Raw genomic sequence first — 13,480 nt, 5'->3', positions numbered from 1 at the left:
TGCTCCCCGGGGGTCGTGTGCTCAGGCGGCGGACCGGCGCGGCACGAGCCACGCCAGCACGACGAGCCCGACGACCAGCCCCCAGAAGGCGGATCCGATCCCGGCGACGGTGGTGCCTGACGCGGTGACGAGGAGGGTCGCCGCGGCGGGCAGACGCAGCCGCGGCTCGTCGACGGCCGCCTGGACCGCCGCGACGAACACTCCGAGCAGCGCCAGCCCGGCGACGGCCTCGATGAGCAGCGGGCTCGCGGAGGAGACCAGCGCCGTCGCGGCACCGGCCACCAGTCCGAGGACGAGGTAGGACGCACCCGCCGAGACCGACGCGATCCATCGGCGCTCCGGGAGCGGGGACGCCTCCGGTCCCGCGGTCAGCGCCGCGCTCAGCGCCGCCAGGTTGATCGGCACCCCGCCGAAGACCGCGGCGACGCCCGAGAGCGCTCCGGAGGAGACGATCGCCGGTCGGGAGTGCGGCGCGAAGCCGAAGCTCGACAGCACGGCGACACCCGGGATGTTCTGCCCCGCCATCGTCACCACGTAGAGCGGGAGTCCGATGCCGACGATCGCGCCGATCTCGAAGACGGGAGCGACGAACTCGGGCGCCGGCAGCAGCGGCGCCCCGGCGAGAGCCGCGCCGTCGGTGACCACCAGCAGCACGATCGCCAGGCCGATCGCGGCGGGCACGGCCCAGCGCGGCAGCAGCCGCACGAGCACGAGCCAGACGAGGATCACCGGCAGAGCCAGCGCGGGGATCTCGACCGCCGCCCGGACGGGGGCGAGCACGAGCGGGAACAGGATGCCCGCGAGCATCCCGTTCGCGAGCGGTCGCGGGATGCGCGACACCAGTCGGCCCAGGGCCGGCCAGAGCCCCGTGACCACCAGGAGGAGCGACACCACCAGGAACGCGCCGACCGCGCGGTCGAAGCCGCCCGGCAGCGCGGCGGTGGCCGCGAGCAGCGCGGCTCCGGGCGTGCTCCACGCGAACGTCAGGGGCACTCGGTAGCGGATGCTCAGCAGGATGCACAGCAGCCCCTGCAGCACGCAGACGGCGAGGAGGCCGGACGCGGCCTGGCGGTCGGTCGCGCCGACGGCGACGACTCCGGCGAGGACGATCGCGAACGAGCTCGAGAAGCCGGTGAGGGCGGCGACGATCCCGGCGAGCAGGGGTTGGACGATGACGGCTCCTCGGTCCGCGGCGCCCGGGCTCACCGGGCGGCGCGTCCACGACCCGCTCCGCCAGGCTAGGGAACCGGCGCGGGCACGACGACGCCCCCGCCGGGCCAATCCTGGTGAACTGGCGCGACGGGGGCGGAGGGTGTCAGGCGCTCTTCTCCTGGCGGCGCGGCGCGTGCGGCACGATCGTCGGCGCGGCGTTGTCGAGCACGGCGGCGCGGGTCACGACGACGCGGGCGACCTCGTCCGACGACGGCACCTCGAACATGATCGGCCCGAGGACCTCCTCGAGGATGGCGCGGAGCCCGCGCGCCCCCGTCTGCCGCAGCACGGCGAGGTCGGCGATCGCCTCGAGGGCGCCGCGGTCGAACTCCAGCTCGACGCCGTCGAGCTCGAACATGCGCTGGTACTGCTTGACGAGCGCGTTGCGCGGCTCGGTCAGGATCTGCATCAGCGCGTCCTGGTCGAGCTGCGTCACCGTGGTGACGACCGGGAGGCGGCCGATGAACTCGGGGATGAGCCCGAACTTGTGCAGATCCTCCGGGAGGACCTCGCTGAAGATGTTGATCTCGTCGCCCTTGCTGTGCAGCGGGGCGCCGAAGCCGATGCCGCGCTTGCCGGCGCGCGACGAGATGATGTCCTCGAGCCCGGCGAACGCTCCCGCGACGATGAAGAGCACGTTCGTCGTGTCGATCTGGATGAACTCCTGGTGCGGGTGCTTGCGCCCGCCCTGCGGCGGCACGGAGGCGACCGTGCCCTCGAGGATCTTCAGCAGGGCCTGCTGGACGCCCTCGCCCGAGACGTCGCGCGTGATCGAGGGGTTCTCGGCCTTGCGCGCGATCTTGTCGACCTCGTCGATGTAGATGATGCCGGTCTCGGCGCGCTTGACGTCGTAGTCGGCCGCCTGGATGAGCTTCAGCAGGATGTTCTCGACGTCCTCGCCGACGTAGCCCGCCTCGGTGAGGGCCGTCGCGTCGGCGACCGCGAACGGCACGTTGAGCCGCTTCGCGAGCGTCTGCGCGAGGTAGGTCTTGCCGCAGCCGGTGGGGCCGATCAGCAGGATGTTGCTCTTGGCGATCTCGATCTCGTCGTGGATCGCATCCGCCGCGGTGATCGTGTTGCGCACGCGTACCCGCTTGTAGTGGTTGTAGACCGCGACCGCGAGGGCGCGCTTGGCCTGCTCCTGGCCGATCACGTACTCCTCGAGGAACCCGAAGATCTCCTTCGGCTTCGGGAGGTCGAACTCGTGGCTCGTCTCCTCGCTCGACTCCGAGAGCCGCTCCTCGATGATCTCGTTGCACAGCTCGACGCACTCGTCGCAGATGTAGACGCCGGGACCGGCGATGAGCTGCTGGACCTGCTTCTGGCTCTTGCCGCAGAACGAGCACTTCAGCAGGTCGGCGCTTTCGCCAATACGTGCCACGGGGATGCCCCACTTCCTTGTCGTGCGTCGGTCGTGTCGTGCATCGGTCGTGCGGGGACCGAGGAACTGGTTCCGAGCCTAGCCTCTGCATCGCGAGGGCTCGGCAGGCGGGCCGGGATTCGAGGCCGTTGCGCCCGTCGTGACGGTTTGCTACGGACGTCCGGCGAGACCCCGGGTGCGCGGAAGGGCCGGTCGCGGATCGCTCCGCGCCGGCCCCTCCGAGGGTCGATCAGGCCGTGAGAGCCGGGAGGCTCTTGCGGCTGGTCAGGATCTGGTCGATCAGCCCGTACTCGAGCGCGTCGTCCGCACCGAGGATCTTGTCGCGGTCGATGTCCTTCTTGACCTGCTCGATCGAGCGGTTGGAGTGCTTCGACAGCGTCTCCTCGAGCCACTCGCGCATGCGCATGATCTCGGCCGCCTGGATCTCGATGTCCGAGGCCTGGCCACCGCCCTGCTGCACGGCCGGCTGGTGGATGAGGATGCGCGCGTTGGGGAGCGCGAGGCGCTTGCCCGGCGTGCCCGCGGCGGTCAGCACGGCGGCGGCGGAGGCCGCCTGTCCGAGGACGACCGTCTGGATGTGCGGGCGGATGTACTGCATCGTGTCGTAGATCGCCGTCATCGCGGTGAAGGATCCACCGGGCGAGTTGATGTACATGACGATGTCGCGGTCCGGGTCCTGGCTCTCGAGTACGAGGAGCTGGGCCATGATGTCGTCCGCCGAGGCGTCGTCGACCTGCACGCCCAGGAAGATGATGCGGTCCTCGAAGAGCTTCGCGTACGGGTCCTGGCGCTTGTAGCCGTAGGCCGTGCGCTCCTCGAAGGTGGGGAGGATGTAGCGCGAGGACGGCGCGGCTCCGGAGCCGAAGGCCGTTCCGCCGAAGGTGGGTGCGTTCATTGTCTGTTCCTGATCTCTCGGCGCGTCTGGAAGGCTCACTCGGTGGCGGTTCCGCCGCCGCCGGCGACGTCGGTCGCGGAGGAGCGGATGTGGTCGACGAATCCGTAGGCCAGGGCCTCCTCGGCGCTGAACCAGCGGTCGCGGTCGCCGTCCTCGTTGACCTGCTCGACGGTCTTGCCGGTCGCCTTCGCGGTGATCTCGGCGAGGCGCTTCTTCATGTCGAGGATGAGCTGCGCCTGGGTCTGGATGTCGGACGCGGTGCCGCCGAACCCGCCGTGCGGCTGGTGCAGCAGGACGCGGGCGTTCGGCGTGATGTACCGCTTGCCCTGCGTGCCGGCGGTGAGGAGGAGCTGGCCCATCGAGGCCGCCATCCCGATGCCCACGGTCACGATGTCGTTCGGCACGAACTGCATCGTGTCGTAGATCGCCATGCCGGCGGTGATGGAGCCACCGGGCGAGTTGATGTACAGGAAGATGTCCTTCTCTGCGTCCTCGGCCGCGAGGAGGAGGAGCTTCGCGGCGATCTCGTTCGCGTTCTCGTCGCGCACCTCGGAACCGAGCCAGATGATCCGGTCCTTGAGCAGGCGGTCGAAAACACTGTTGGGCATAACCATGTCGGCCATGTATTGCTCCGTTTCAGTTGTCGCTTCGGAGGCGAATCTATCGGACGCTCCCCCGCCGATCCGGCCGTGTTCGCCCGGGGCGGAGCGGGAGCGTCCGGTGTTCGCCGGGGGCGGACCGGACGGCGCGCCTGCGCCGGAACGGCAGGAGCCGCCCCCGACGGATCGGGGGCGGCTCCTGTGGTCGTCTGCGCGAGTGCTACTCGGCGGCCGGGGTCTCCTCGGCGGGAGCGGCGACCTTCTTCTTGGCGGGGGCGCGCTTCTTCTTCGGAGCCGGGGCGGGCTCCTCCGCTGCGGCCTCGGCCGGAGCCTCGGTCGTCTCGGCCGGAGTGTCCGCCGTCTCGGCGGCGGCGGCCTCCGCGGGCGCCTCGACCGGGGTCTCGGCAGCGGCGTCCTCGACCGCGGGAGCGGTCTCGTCGGTCGCCGACTCGTCGTCCTCGCCGGGAACGGCGGTGAAGGCGGTCAGGTCGACGGCCTTGCCGTCGGTGTCGACGACCTTCGCCTTGCCGAGGACGATCGCGAGCGCCTTGTTGCGGGCGACCTCGCCGACCATCTGGCCGATCTGGTTGTTCTCGGACAGGATCTTGATGAACTCGTTCGGCTCCATGCCGTACTGCGCAGCACCCTGGATGAGGTACTGCGTGAGCTCGTCCTGGCTGACCTGGACCTTCTCCTGCTCGACGACGTGGTCGAGGAGGATCTGGGTCTTGAAGGTCTTCTCGCTCGCCTCGGTGACCTCGGCGCGGTGCTCGTCGTCCTCGAGGCGGTTCTCGCCCTCGAGGTGGCGGTGCACCTCGTCCTCGACGAGCGACGCGGGGACCGGCACCTCGACGAGGGCGAGGAGGGCGTCGACGAGCTTCTCGCGCGCCTGGCCGCCCTGGCCGAAGGTCTTCTGCTGAGCGGCCTGCTCCTTGAGCGACTCGCGGAGCTCGGCGATCGTGTCGAACTCGCTGGCGATCTGCGCGAAGTCGTCGTCGGCGTCGGGGAGCTCGCGCTCCTTGACGGCGGTCAGGGTGACGGCGATCTCGGCCTGCTCGCCGGCGTGGTCGCCGCCGAGCAGCGGGGCGGTGAAGGTGGTGCTCTCACCGGCGGTCAGCGAGTCGAGCGCCTCGTCGATGCCCTCGATCAGCTCGCCCGAGCCGAGCTCGTAGGAGATCGCGTTGGCGGTGTCGACCTCGACGCCGTCGATGGTCGCGATCAGGTCGATCTGGGCGAAGTCGCCCGTCTTCGCGGGACGGTCGACCGTCACGAGCGTGCCGAAGCGGCTGCGCAGGCGGTCGAGCTCGGCGTCGACATCGGCGTCGGTGACCTCGGCCGCGTCGACCGTGAGCTCGATGCCCTCGTAGTCGGGCACGTCGACCTCGGGGCGGACGTCGACCTCGATCGCGAGCTCGAGGTCACCGGTGAAGTCCTTGTCGCTCGGCCAGGCGACGATGTCGGCCTGCGGGCGGCCCAGGGGGCGCACCTCGGACTCGCGCACGGCCTCGCGGTAGAAGCCGTCGAGGCCCTCGTTGACGGCGTGCTCGAGCACGGCCGCCTTGCCGACGCGCTGGTCGACGATCGCGGGCGGGACCTTGCCCTTGCGGAAGCCGGGGACGTTGATCTGCTCGGCGATGTGGCCGTACGCGTGCGTGATGCTGGGGCCGAGCTCGTCGGGGGTGACCGAAATCGCGAGCTTGACGCGGGTCGGGCTCAGCTTTTCTACCGTGGTCTTCACGTGAGGGGATCTCCTGTGCTGGTTGGTGTCGGCGCCGTGCAAACGGTCGTCACGGGTCGAGGTCGTCACGATGAGAATCGTGGTCGGGGCGACAGGATTCGAACCTGCGACCTCCCGCTCCCAAAGCGGGCGCTCTAGCCAAGCTGAGCTACGCCCCGGATGCGCGGGCCGGGGCACCGTGCTGTGAGACTCTCGTCGAGCCCTCTCCGCACGTCCGCTGTCGCGACACGCCGAAATGGCCTTCGCAAGTGTACTCCACCGCGACTCGCCCGGCAGGAACGCGGTTCCGACCGCGCGCCGCGAGCAGTGCTTCAAGGACGTGTCCGCCTCGGCCACGGGATGTACTACAGTGTCATGGTGCCCGATCGAAAGATGGGCGCACACCCGTTCCGCAGCCTCGAGCCGCGGATCCGGGGCTGTAGCTTAGTGGTAAAGCCTCTGTCTTCCAAACAGATGATGCGAGTTCGATTCTCGTCAGCCCCTCTCCTTCCTCTCTTCTGAACGGCCCGGTCCTCTGAACCGCGTCGGCCGCCTCAGGCCGTCGCGTCCGTCGCGTCCGTCGCTCCGCGGTGCACCTCGGTCAGCGCCCGGTACGACTCGGCGTTCCTGCGGATCCCGGCGCGCTCCTCCTCCGTCAGCTCGCGGCGCACCTTCGCCGGCACTCCGGCCACCAGCGACCCGGCAGGGACGACCGTGCCCTCCAGCACGACGGCGCCCGCGGCCACGAGCGAACCCGTCCCGATGACGGCCCCGTTCAGCACGGTCGCGTTCATCCCGACCAGGACGTCGTCCTCGAGGGTGCAGCCGTGCAGCACGGCGTTGTGCCCCACCGAGACCCCGGCGCCGATCGTCGCGTCGAATCCTGCGTCGACGTGCACGATCACGCCGTCCTGCAGGTTGCTGCCGTCGCCCAGCCGGATCGAGGCGCTCTCGGCCCGCAGCACCGCGCCGTACCAGACGCTCGCGCGCTCCCCCACGGCGATGTCGCCGACGAGGACGGCGCCCGGTGCAGCCCAGGCGGTGCGGGCGAGACGGGGCGATCGCCCCTCGCCGAGCCCGAGGAGGCGCGGCCCCTGCTGATCGTCCGACATCGTCGTCTTCCTCTCGTCGTTCCGGATGCTCGTCCCGCATCCTCGCACCCGAGTCCGGCGAACGGGAGCTCAGCGGGCCGAGCGCAGCCAGGCGAGCACGGCGAGCACGCGGCGGTGGTCCGACCCCGAGTCCTCGAGTCCGAGCTTCTGGAAGATCGCGGTCACGTTCTTCTCGACCGCGCCGACCCCGATGAAGAGCGATGCCGCGATCCCCGCGTTCGTCCGCCCCTCGGCCATCGCCTCGAGCACCTCCCGCTCCCGTGGGGTCAAGGAGGCGAGCGGATCGCGCTGGCGCTGCAGGAGCGACGCGACGACCTGCGGATCGAGCACGGTCCCGCCGGCCGCCACCCGCTCGACCGCGTCGCGGAGCTCGTCGACGGAGGCGACCCGGTCCTTCAGGAGGTAGCCCATCCCGCCCTCGCCGGAGCCGAGCAGCTCGTGCGCGTACGTCACCTCGACGTACTGGCTCAGCAGGAGGACCGCGACGGACGGGTGCGCCGCGCGGATCCGGAGGGCCGCGCGCACTCCCTCGTCGCGGAAGGTCGGCGGCATGCGGACGTCGAGCACGGCGACGTCGACCGCCGCGGGATCGCGCTCGAGGAGGGCCACGAGTCCCTCCGCCTCGCCGAAGGCCCCGGCGACGGCGAACCCCGCATCCTCGAAGAGCCGGACGAGGCCCTCTCGGAGGAGCACCGAGTCCTCGGCGACGGCGACGCGGATCACAGGTGCGGAGGTCACCCTGTCAGCCTAGAGCGGAGGCGCCGGCGGTCCGGGGGCGATCGGCCGGAACGGGACGTGGACGCCGACGGTCGTCGGTCCTCCTGCGGGCGAGTCCAGGCGGAGGACGCCGCGCAGTCCGCGGAGCCTCCCCTCGATGCCCTCGAGACCGTGCCCGGCCACCGCGGCCGCCCCGCCGACTCCGTCGTCGATCACCCAGACGTCGAGCCAGCGCTCCCCCGACGGCCCCGGATCGCGCACGTCGAGGTGGACTCGGACCCGCCCGGCTCCGGCGTGCTTCGACGCGTTCGCGAGCAGCTCCGCCACGACGAAGTAGACGCTCCGCTCGACCTCCGGCGGCACTCCCTCGATCGGACGGTCGACGACGACGTCCACCGGCACGGGGCTGAGCGCGGCCAGCGAGTGGACCGCCGCTTCGAACCCGCGGTCCTGCAGGATCGGCGGCGCGACGCCGCGCGACAGGGCGCGGAGCTCGTCCAGCGCCGTCCCGACGTGCTCGCGGGCCTGCGCGATCAGCGCCGTCGCTCCCTCCGGATCCGCGCCGACGCGGCGCTCGGCCGAGGCGAGGTCCATCTGCACCCGGAGGAGCCGCTGCTGCGGCCCGTCGTGGATGTCCCGTTCCAGCCGGCGCAGCTCCCGGTCCTCGGCGGCGACGGCGGCTCCCCGGGAGGCGCTCAGCTCCTCCACCTCCCGCTGCAGCGCCTCCGAGCTCCACGGGCCCAGCAGCAGCCTGTCGACGAGATAGCGGGCGAGGGTGAGGCCGCGCGTCGCGAACGGCAGCGTCGAGACGAAGAGCACCACGACGGCGATGGCGGCGAGCACCACGAGGATCTCCGGCGGCTCGGGCACGCCGAGCAGCGAGCTCACGCGGTCGGCCGTCCAGCGCGCGGCGGTCGCTGAGCCGCCTCCCGTGCCGTCGAGCGCCGTCACGAGGGACCCGACCCCCGCCCAGAGCCACAGCGCCAGCACTGCTCCCAGCACCGTCGCGAGCAGCGGAGCCACGACCAGAGTGTGCAGCAGCGCCAGCCAGTAGTGGCCGTCGATCACCGGGCCGTAGAGAGCGAACGTGGCGGGGGCCACACCCGCGGGAGCGCGACGCACCCGGGGCTCGGGGATGTCGGGGCGACCGGCGAGCAGGTCGAGCCACCGCGTGCCGCGCGCGAAGAAGCGGGCGGTGATCAGAGCGACCGGGAGGAGGACGACTCCGATCAGGACGCCGATCAGCCCGAGCGCCGCGACGAGCGCGAGACCGACCGTCATCGCTCCGACGAGGGCGAACGGCACCGCGACGATCAGCGCGAGCGCCTCGCGGGGCACCCCGCGCCACAGGCGGAGGTAGGCGCGGGACGCCTCGCCCAGCGGTGACGACGCAGCGCTCATCTCGGCCCTCCTCCGCGGCTTCCCCGGGAGTGGACGCCGATTCGAGCGTATCGGCGGCGCCCTCTCGGCACCCGGGGGCCGGCCCCCGTCTCCGCCGCCCCTGCGGCCCTCGCAGAGGAGGACAGCCTCACCTCAGCGGCGCTTAGCGGAGCCTCCGCTTCCTTGCGGCGACGGGGCTGCGGCGTACAGTTGACGATCAGTCACCCCCTCTCGAAAGGACCCGATCGATGTCCACTGCATCCGTCACGTCGCTCACCTCGTCGAACCCGGATGTCGCATCCGGAGTCGCTCAGTTCCTCAGCCCCGTCGTCGTCGAGATGACCGCGCTGGCCGTCAACGGCAAGCAGGCGCACTGGCACGTGCGCGGCGCCAACTTCATCGGAGTCCACGAGCTCCTCGACACGATCGTCGCCCACTCGATCGAGTGGGCCGACCTCGCCGCCGAGCGCGTCGTCGCCCTCGGCCTCCCCGTCGACGCCCGCATCCAGACTGTCGCCTCGGCGACGAGGACCCAGCCGCTCACGCCCGGGTTCCAGCGCTCCGAGAACGCCATCGTCGAGATCATCACCCAGATGGACGTCGCCATCGCCACGGTGAACACGGCGATCGCCGAGCTCGCCGAGATCGACGCGAGCAGCCAGGACGTCGCCATCGAGATCGGCCGCGGCCTCGAGAAGGACCGCTGGTTCCTCTTCGCGCACGTCAGCGAGAGCTGAGCACCCGCTCCCGAACGCAGACGGAAGGCCCGCCCGATCCTCGGATCCGGCGGGCCTTCCGTCTGCAGTGGGCAGTCGGGTCCGGCGTCAGACCTCGTGGGTGACGCGGCCCGCGAGCAGCGTCATCGACACGGGCATGGTGCGCAGCCGCTCCGGAGCGGCGGTGAGCGGGTCCCGCTCGACGACGACGAGGTCGGCGGGGTCGCCCGCCTGCGGCCGGAGTCGTCGCGTCCTCGTCGAGGCGGTGATCGCCTCCTCCGTCCCGACGCGCTGCTCGGGGTGCCAGGGGCGGTCGCCGGGGCGCGCCCGGGCGACGGCCGCCGCCATCGCGACCCACGGGTCCAGCGGCGCGACGGGGGCGTCCGACCCCAGCACGACGGTCGCCCCGGAGTCGATCAGCGAGCGCAGCGCGAAGGCGCGGCCGGTGCGTCCCGCCCAGTAGCGGTCGGCGACGTCGCGGTCGTCGAGGGCGTGCTCTGGCTGCACGCCGGCGACCACGCCGAGGCGGGCGAAGCGCGGGATGTCGGCGTCCGAGAGCAGCTGCGCGTGCTCGATCCGGCCGCCGCCCACCCGAGCGAGGGCGTCGAGCGCGACCGTGGCGGCGGCGTCGCCGATGGCGTGCACGGTCGACCGGATCCCGGCCGCCGCCGCGCGGGCCAGCAGCTCGTCGAGCTCGACCGGATCGACGGTGAGGACACCGCGTCCGGCGTCGGCGCCCTCGTAGGGGTGCTCGCAGAAGGCGGTCCGCGTGTTGAGGGAGCCGTCGATCAGGACCTTGAGCGGACCCATCCGGAGCAGGCCCTCTCCCCCGGCGAGCTCGTCCCCGGTGCGCAGCCCCTCGCGGATGGCGCGATCCAGGTCGTCGCGGTACACGCCGGTCTCGACCCGGAGCGACCGCGTCCCCCGAGCGACCCGGCGGGTCCAGTCGCCCACGTTCCAGCGCATCTCGAGATCGACGACCCCGACGACCCCGCGCGAGGCCGCCTGCCGCGCCGCGCTGTCGACCAGGAGGTCGAGCTCGTCGTCGGTCATCGCGCCGAGCGCCGTGACGAGCTCGAAGCACGGATCCTCGCGCAGGAGGTCGTCCGTCCAGGGCACGGAGTAGTGACGGAGCGCCGCGGAGTTCAGCCAGACGGAGTGCAGATCGCCGCCGACGAGCACCACGGGCCGCTCGGGCGCGACGGCGTCGAGCTGCCCGGTGGTCGGCGGCTCGGGCCAGAGGCCGTCGCGGTAGCCGAAGCCGACGAGTGTGCTCGTCGCTCCCGCCGGGGAGACCGCGAGGCGGTCGCGGACGGCCGCCGCCACCTCGGCCGCCGACAGGGCTGCGGAGACGTCCAGGCGCGGAGCCGTCATGGCCCACTGCGAGAAGTGCACGTGCTCGTCCCACAGGCCGGGGAGCAGCCATCGGCCGTCGAGGTCGCGCACGTCGTCGACGGCACCGACCGCGGTGCCGAGCATGTCGATCACGCCGTCGCGCACGACGACGTCGACCAGGGCATCGGCGCCCAGCAGCCTCGCGCCGCGCAGCAGCAGCGATCCGCTCATCGTCGTCCGGCCCCGATCACGACTGGCACACCGGGCACCAGTAGAGCTTGCGCGCGCCGATCTCCTCGAGGAGGACGTTCGTGCCGCAGACGCGGCAGGGCAGGCCCTCGCGCTTGTAGACGTAGTTGCGCTCGGCGCGGCTGCGGACGGCCTTCGACCGCTCCGAGGCGGTCAGCCCGCGCCGGGTGATCATCATCCCGGTGCGGATCCCGTCCTCCAGCAGCAGCGCCCAGTCGGCCCAGAGCTTGTTCGCGAGCTCGAACGGCACCTGCTTGCCGGGAGTGTGGGGATCGAGGGCCGCGCGGTAGAGCAGCTCGGCCCGGTAGATGTTGCCGATGCCGCTGACGACCGACTGGTCCATCAGCACGAGGCCGACCGGAGTCGCGGTCTTGCGCAGCCTCGTCACGAAGCGATCGCGGGCGGCGTCGGAGTCGTCCGCCGCGGGGTCGGGGCCCAGGCGTGCGAGCAGCGTCTCGACCTGCGACGGATCCATCACCTCGCAGGCTGTCGGGCCGCGGAGATCGGCGACCGTCTCCTCCGTCTGCAGCCGCACGCGGACGGCGCCGACGGGCGGGGGCGGGAACTCGTCGAGGTCGCTGTCGGTCTCGTGCTCGGTCTCGGAGAGCCGGACGGCGCGCCGCCGCCGCGGGGCGCCGATGCTGCTGCCCGCTCTCCCGTCGGGGAAGAGCGGCGAGACGTGCCCGAGGAAGTCCCACGCGCCGTACAGGCCGAGGTGGACGTGCAGGAACAGGTCGCCCTCGAAGCGCAGCAGCAGATGCTTGCCGACCGCGGTCGACTCGAAGACGGTGCGCCCGTCGAGCACGGCGGCGCCCTCGACGAACCGCCCCTGCGGACTGCTGACGGCCACCGCGTGCCCGACCACGTCGCGCTCGAACTGCAGCGCGATGCGATGGACGGAGTGCCCCTCCGGCACCTAGCGGCTCTTCGCGGTCGAGTCGACGGCGCGGCCGGCGATGTCGCCGGTGGCCTCGTACTCGGCGAGCTGCGCGATGCGGCGCACGTGGCGCTCCTCGAAGGTGAAGGGCTCGGCGACGAACGCGTCGATGAAGCCCGTCGCCTCGTCGACCGTGTGCTGACGGGCGCCGATCGAGATCACGTTGGCGTCGTTGTGCTGGCGCGCGAGAACCGCGGTGCTGAGGTTCCAGACCAGGGCGGCGCGGACGCCCGCGACCTTGTTCGCCGCGATCTGCTCGCCGTTGCCGGAGCCGCCGAAGACGACTCCGAGCGCCTGCACGCCGGCCTCCTGGTCGCGGACGACCGCGGCCGCCGCGTTGATGCAGAACGACGGGTAGTCGTCGAGCGGATCGTACGAGGTCGGACCGTGGTCGACGACCTCGTGGCCCGCCGCACCGAGGTGCTCGATCAGGTGCCGGCTGAAGTCCAGCCCGGCGTGGTCCGTTGCGATGTGGATGCGCACGCGCTCGTCCTTTGAGAGTGCCGAATCGATGCCCGCTCGAGCGGGCCGGGAGTCAGAGTACCGCCCGCGGAGAGCGGTCGTCCTCAGTCGAACTGCGGGTCGCGGGTCCGCGAGCGCTTGAGCTCGAAGAATCCGTCGTACGAGGCGGCGGCGACGATGCCGTCCCACAGGGTCAGCGCCTGCTCGCCGCGCGGAGTGGGCGAGAGGACGGGGCCGAAGAAGGCGACGTCGCCGATGGCGATGACGGGGGTGCCGACGTCCTGGCCGACGCGGTCGATGCCCTCGAAGTGCGAGGCGCGCATCGGGGCGTCGTACTCGTCCGAGTCGGCGTAGGCGGCCAGCTCGGCCGGGACTCCGATCTCGGCGAGCGACTCGGCGATGACCGCGTCGACGTCCGTGCGTCCGCCGACGTGGATCCGGGTGCCGAGAGCGTCGTAGAGCGGCTTGACCTTCTCGCGGCCCTCGCGCTCGCCGACGGCCGCGACCAGACGCGTGTAGCGCAGCGCCCGCGGGAGGAAGCTGCGGTACGACTCGTCGAGGTCCTTGTCCTCGTTGAGGACGGCGAGGCTCATGATGCGCCAGGTGACGTCGAGGTCGCGGGCGGGCGTCACCTCGTCGACGAAGCGGGAGGTCATCCAGGCCCAGGGGCAGGAGGGGTCGAACCAGAAATCCACGGAGGTCATGCCCTCACGTTACGCCGCCGTCCGCGCCCCCGGTGCGCCTGGGCGCCGCCCGGGTGCGGCCGGG

General features: G+C 71.8%; 13 protein-coding genes and 2 tRNA genes. 2 read left to right on the top strand and 13 right to left on the bottom strand.

All coding sequences use genetic code 11. The features are described 5' to 3' along the window. Positions 1 to 21: 21 nt before the first annotated feature. The 6 genes from B0T42_RS13920 to B0T42_RS13895 all read right to left on the bottom strand — a co-directional run bounded on the left by B0T42_RS13920 (position 22) and on the right by B0T42_RS13895 (position 5,983). Entirely contained in the window at positions 22 to 1,206 is a 1,185-nt protein-coding gene (locus B0T42_RS13920; protein ID WP_077223650.1) for a benzoate/H(+) symporter BenE family transporter, read from the bottom strand. Between the two features lie 109 nt (positions 1,207 to 1,315). Next, positions 1,316 to 2,593, bottom strand: coding sequence for an ATP-dependent Clp protease ATP-binding subunit ClpX (clpX, locus tag B0T42_RS13915; RefSeq protein WP_055792389.1), 1,278 nt, complete (start codon positions 2,591 to 2,593; stop codon positions 1,316 to 1,318). A gap of 229 nt (positions 2,594 to 2,822) precedes the next feature. After that, positions 2,823 to 3,488, bottom strand: a complete 666-nt coding sequence (locus B0T42_RS13910) for an ATP-dependent Clp protease proteolytic subunit (RefSeq protein ID WP_055792392.1) — start codon at positions 3,486 to 3,488, stop codon at positions 2,823 to 2,825. A gap of 35 nt (positions 3,489 to 3,523) precedes the next feature. After that, a complete protein-coding gene (locus B0T42_RS13905) occupies positions 3,524 to 4,111 on the bottom strand; it encodes an ATP-dependent Clp protease proteolytic subunit (protein WP_055792396.1) in 588 nt (195 codons plus the stop codon). Positions 4,112 to 4,307: 196 nt separating this feature from the next. Then, complete coding sequence (gene tig / locus B0T42_RS13900; protein WP_077223649.1) at positions 4,308 to 5,825, bottom strand: trigger factor; 1,518 nt, start codon at positions 5,823 to 5,825, stop codon at positions 4,308 to 4,310. A gap of 80 nt (positions 5,826 to 5,905) precedes the next feature. Next, a tRNA-Pro gene (locus B0T42_RS13895) sits at positions 5,906 to 5,983 on the bottom strand. Positions 5,984 to 6,237: 254 nt separating this feature from the next. On the opposite strand from B0T42_RS13895, the gene B0T42_RS13890 reads away from it, so the two are divergent. Next, positions 6,238 to 6,308, top strand: a tRNA-Gly gene (locus tag B0T42_RS13890). 50 nt (positions 6,309 to 6,358) lie between these two features. On the opposite strand, the gene B0T42_RS13885 is transcribed toward B0T42_RS13890, so the two are convergent. The 3 genes from B0T42_RS13885 to B0T42_RS13875 form a co-directional block, all read right to left on the bottom strand. Then, complete coding sequence (locus tag B0T42_RS13885; protein ID WP_077223648.1) at positions 6,359 to 6,916, bottom strand: gamma carbonic anhydrase family protein; 558 nt, start codon at positions 6,914 to 6,916, stop codon at positions 6,359 to 6,361. Positions 6,917 to 6,985: 69 nt separating this feature from the next. Continuing rightward, a complete protein-coding gene (locus tag B0T42_RS13880) occupies positions 6,986 to 7,654 on the bottom strand; it encodes a response regulator transcription factor (protein ID WP_077223647.1) in 669 nt (222 codons plus the stop codon). A 9-nt stretch (positions 7,655 to 7,663) separates the two neighbouring features. Beyond that, entirely contained in the window at positions 7,664 to 9,034 is a 1,371-nt protein-coding gene (locus tag B0T42_RS13875) for a sensor histidine kinase (protein ID WP_077223646.1), read from the bottom strand. Between the two features lie 227 nt (positions 9,035 to 9,261). On the opposite strand from B0T42_RS13875, the gene B0T42_RS13870 reads away from it, so the two are divergent. After that, positions 9,262 to 9,750, top strand: a complete 489-nt coding sequence (locus tag B0T42_RS13870) for a Dps family protein (RefSeq protein ID WP_055792411.1) — start codon at positions 9,262 to 9,264, stop codon at positions 9,748 to 9,750. Positions 9,751 to 9,837: 87 nt separating this feature from the next. Here the strand turns inward: B0T42_RS13870 and B0T42_RS13865 are convergent, their stop codons facing one another. From B0T42_RS13865 to B0T42_RS13850, 4 genes are all read right to left on the bottom strand, one after another. Beyond that, positions 9,838 to 11,295: an amidohydrolase gene (locus B0T42_RS13865; protein WP_077223645.1), complete on the bottom strand. Its 1,458-nt coding sequence runs from the start codon at positions 11,293 to 11,295 to the stop codon at positions 9,838 to 9,840. Between the two features lie 16 nt (positions 11,296 to 11,311). Beyond that, a complete protein-coding gene (locus B0T42_RS13860) occupies positions 11,312 to 12,229 on the bottom strand; it encodes an Fpg/Nei family DNA glycosylase (RefSeq protein ID WP_077223644.1) in 918 nt (305 codons plus the stop codon). Then, a complete protein-coding gene (locus tag B0T42_RS13855; protein WP_055792425.1) occupies positions 12,230 to 12,733 on the bottom strand; it encodes a ribose-5-phosphate isomerase in 504 nt (167 codons plus the stop codon). A gap of 83 nt (positions 12,734 to 12,816) precedes the next feature. Further along, entirely contained in the window at positions 12,817 to 13,416 is a 600-nt protein-coding gene (locus tag B0T42_RS13850; RefSeq protein WP_077223643.1) for a mycothiol-dependent nitroreductase Rv2466c family protein, read from the bottom strand. Positions 13,417 to 13,480: the final 64 nt, after the last annotated feature.

The organism is Rathayibacter rhapontici, from assembly GCF_001995175.1.
In the GTDB taxonomy this organism is placed as follows: Bacteria; Actinomycetota; Actinomycetes; order Actinomycetales; family Microbacteriaceae; genus Rathayibacter.
The sequence above is the reverse complement of the archived record's forward strand: the minus strand, read 5'-3'. Positions and strand labels throughout refer to the sequence as shown.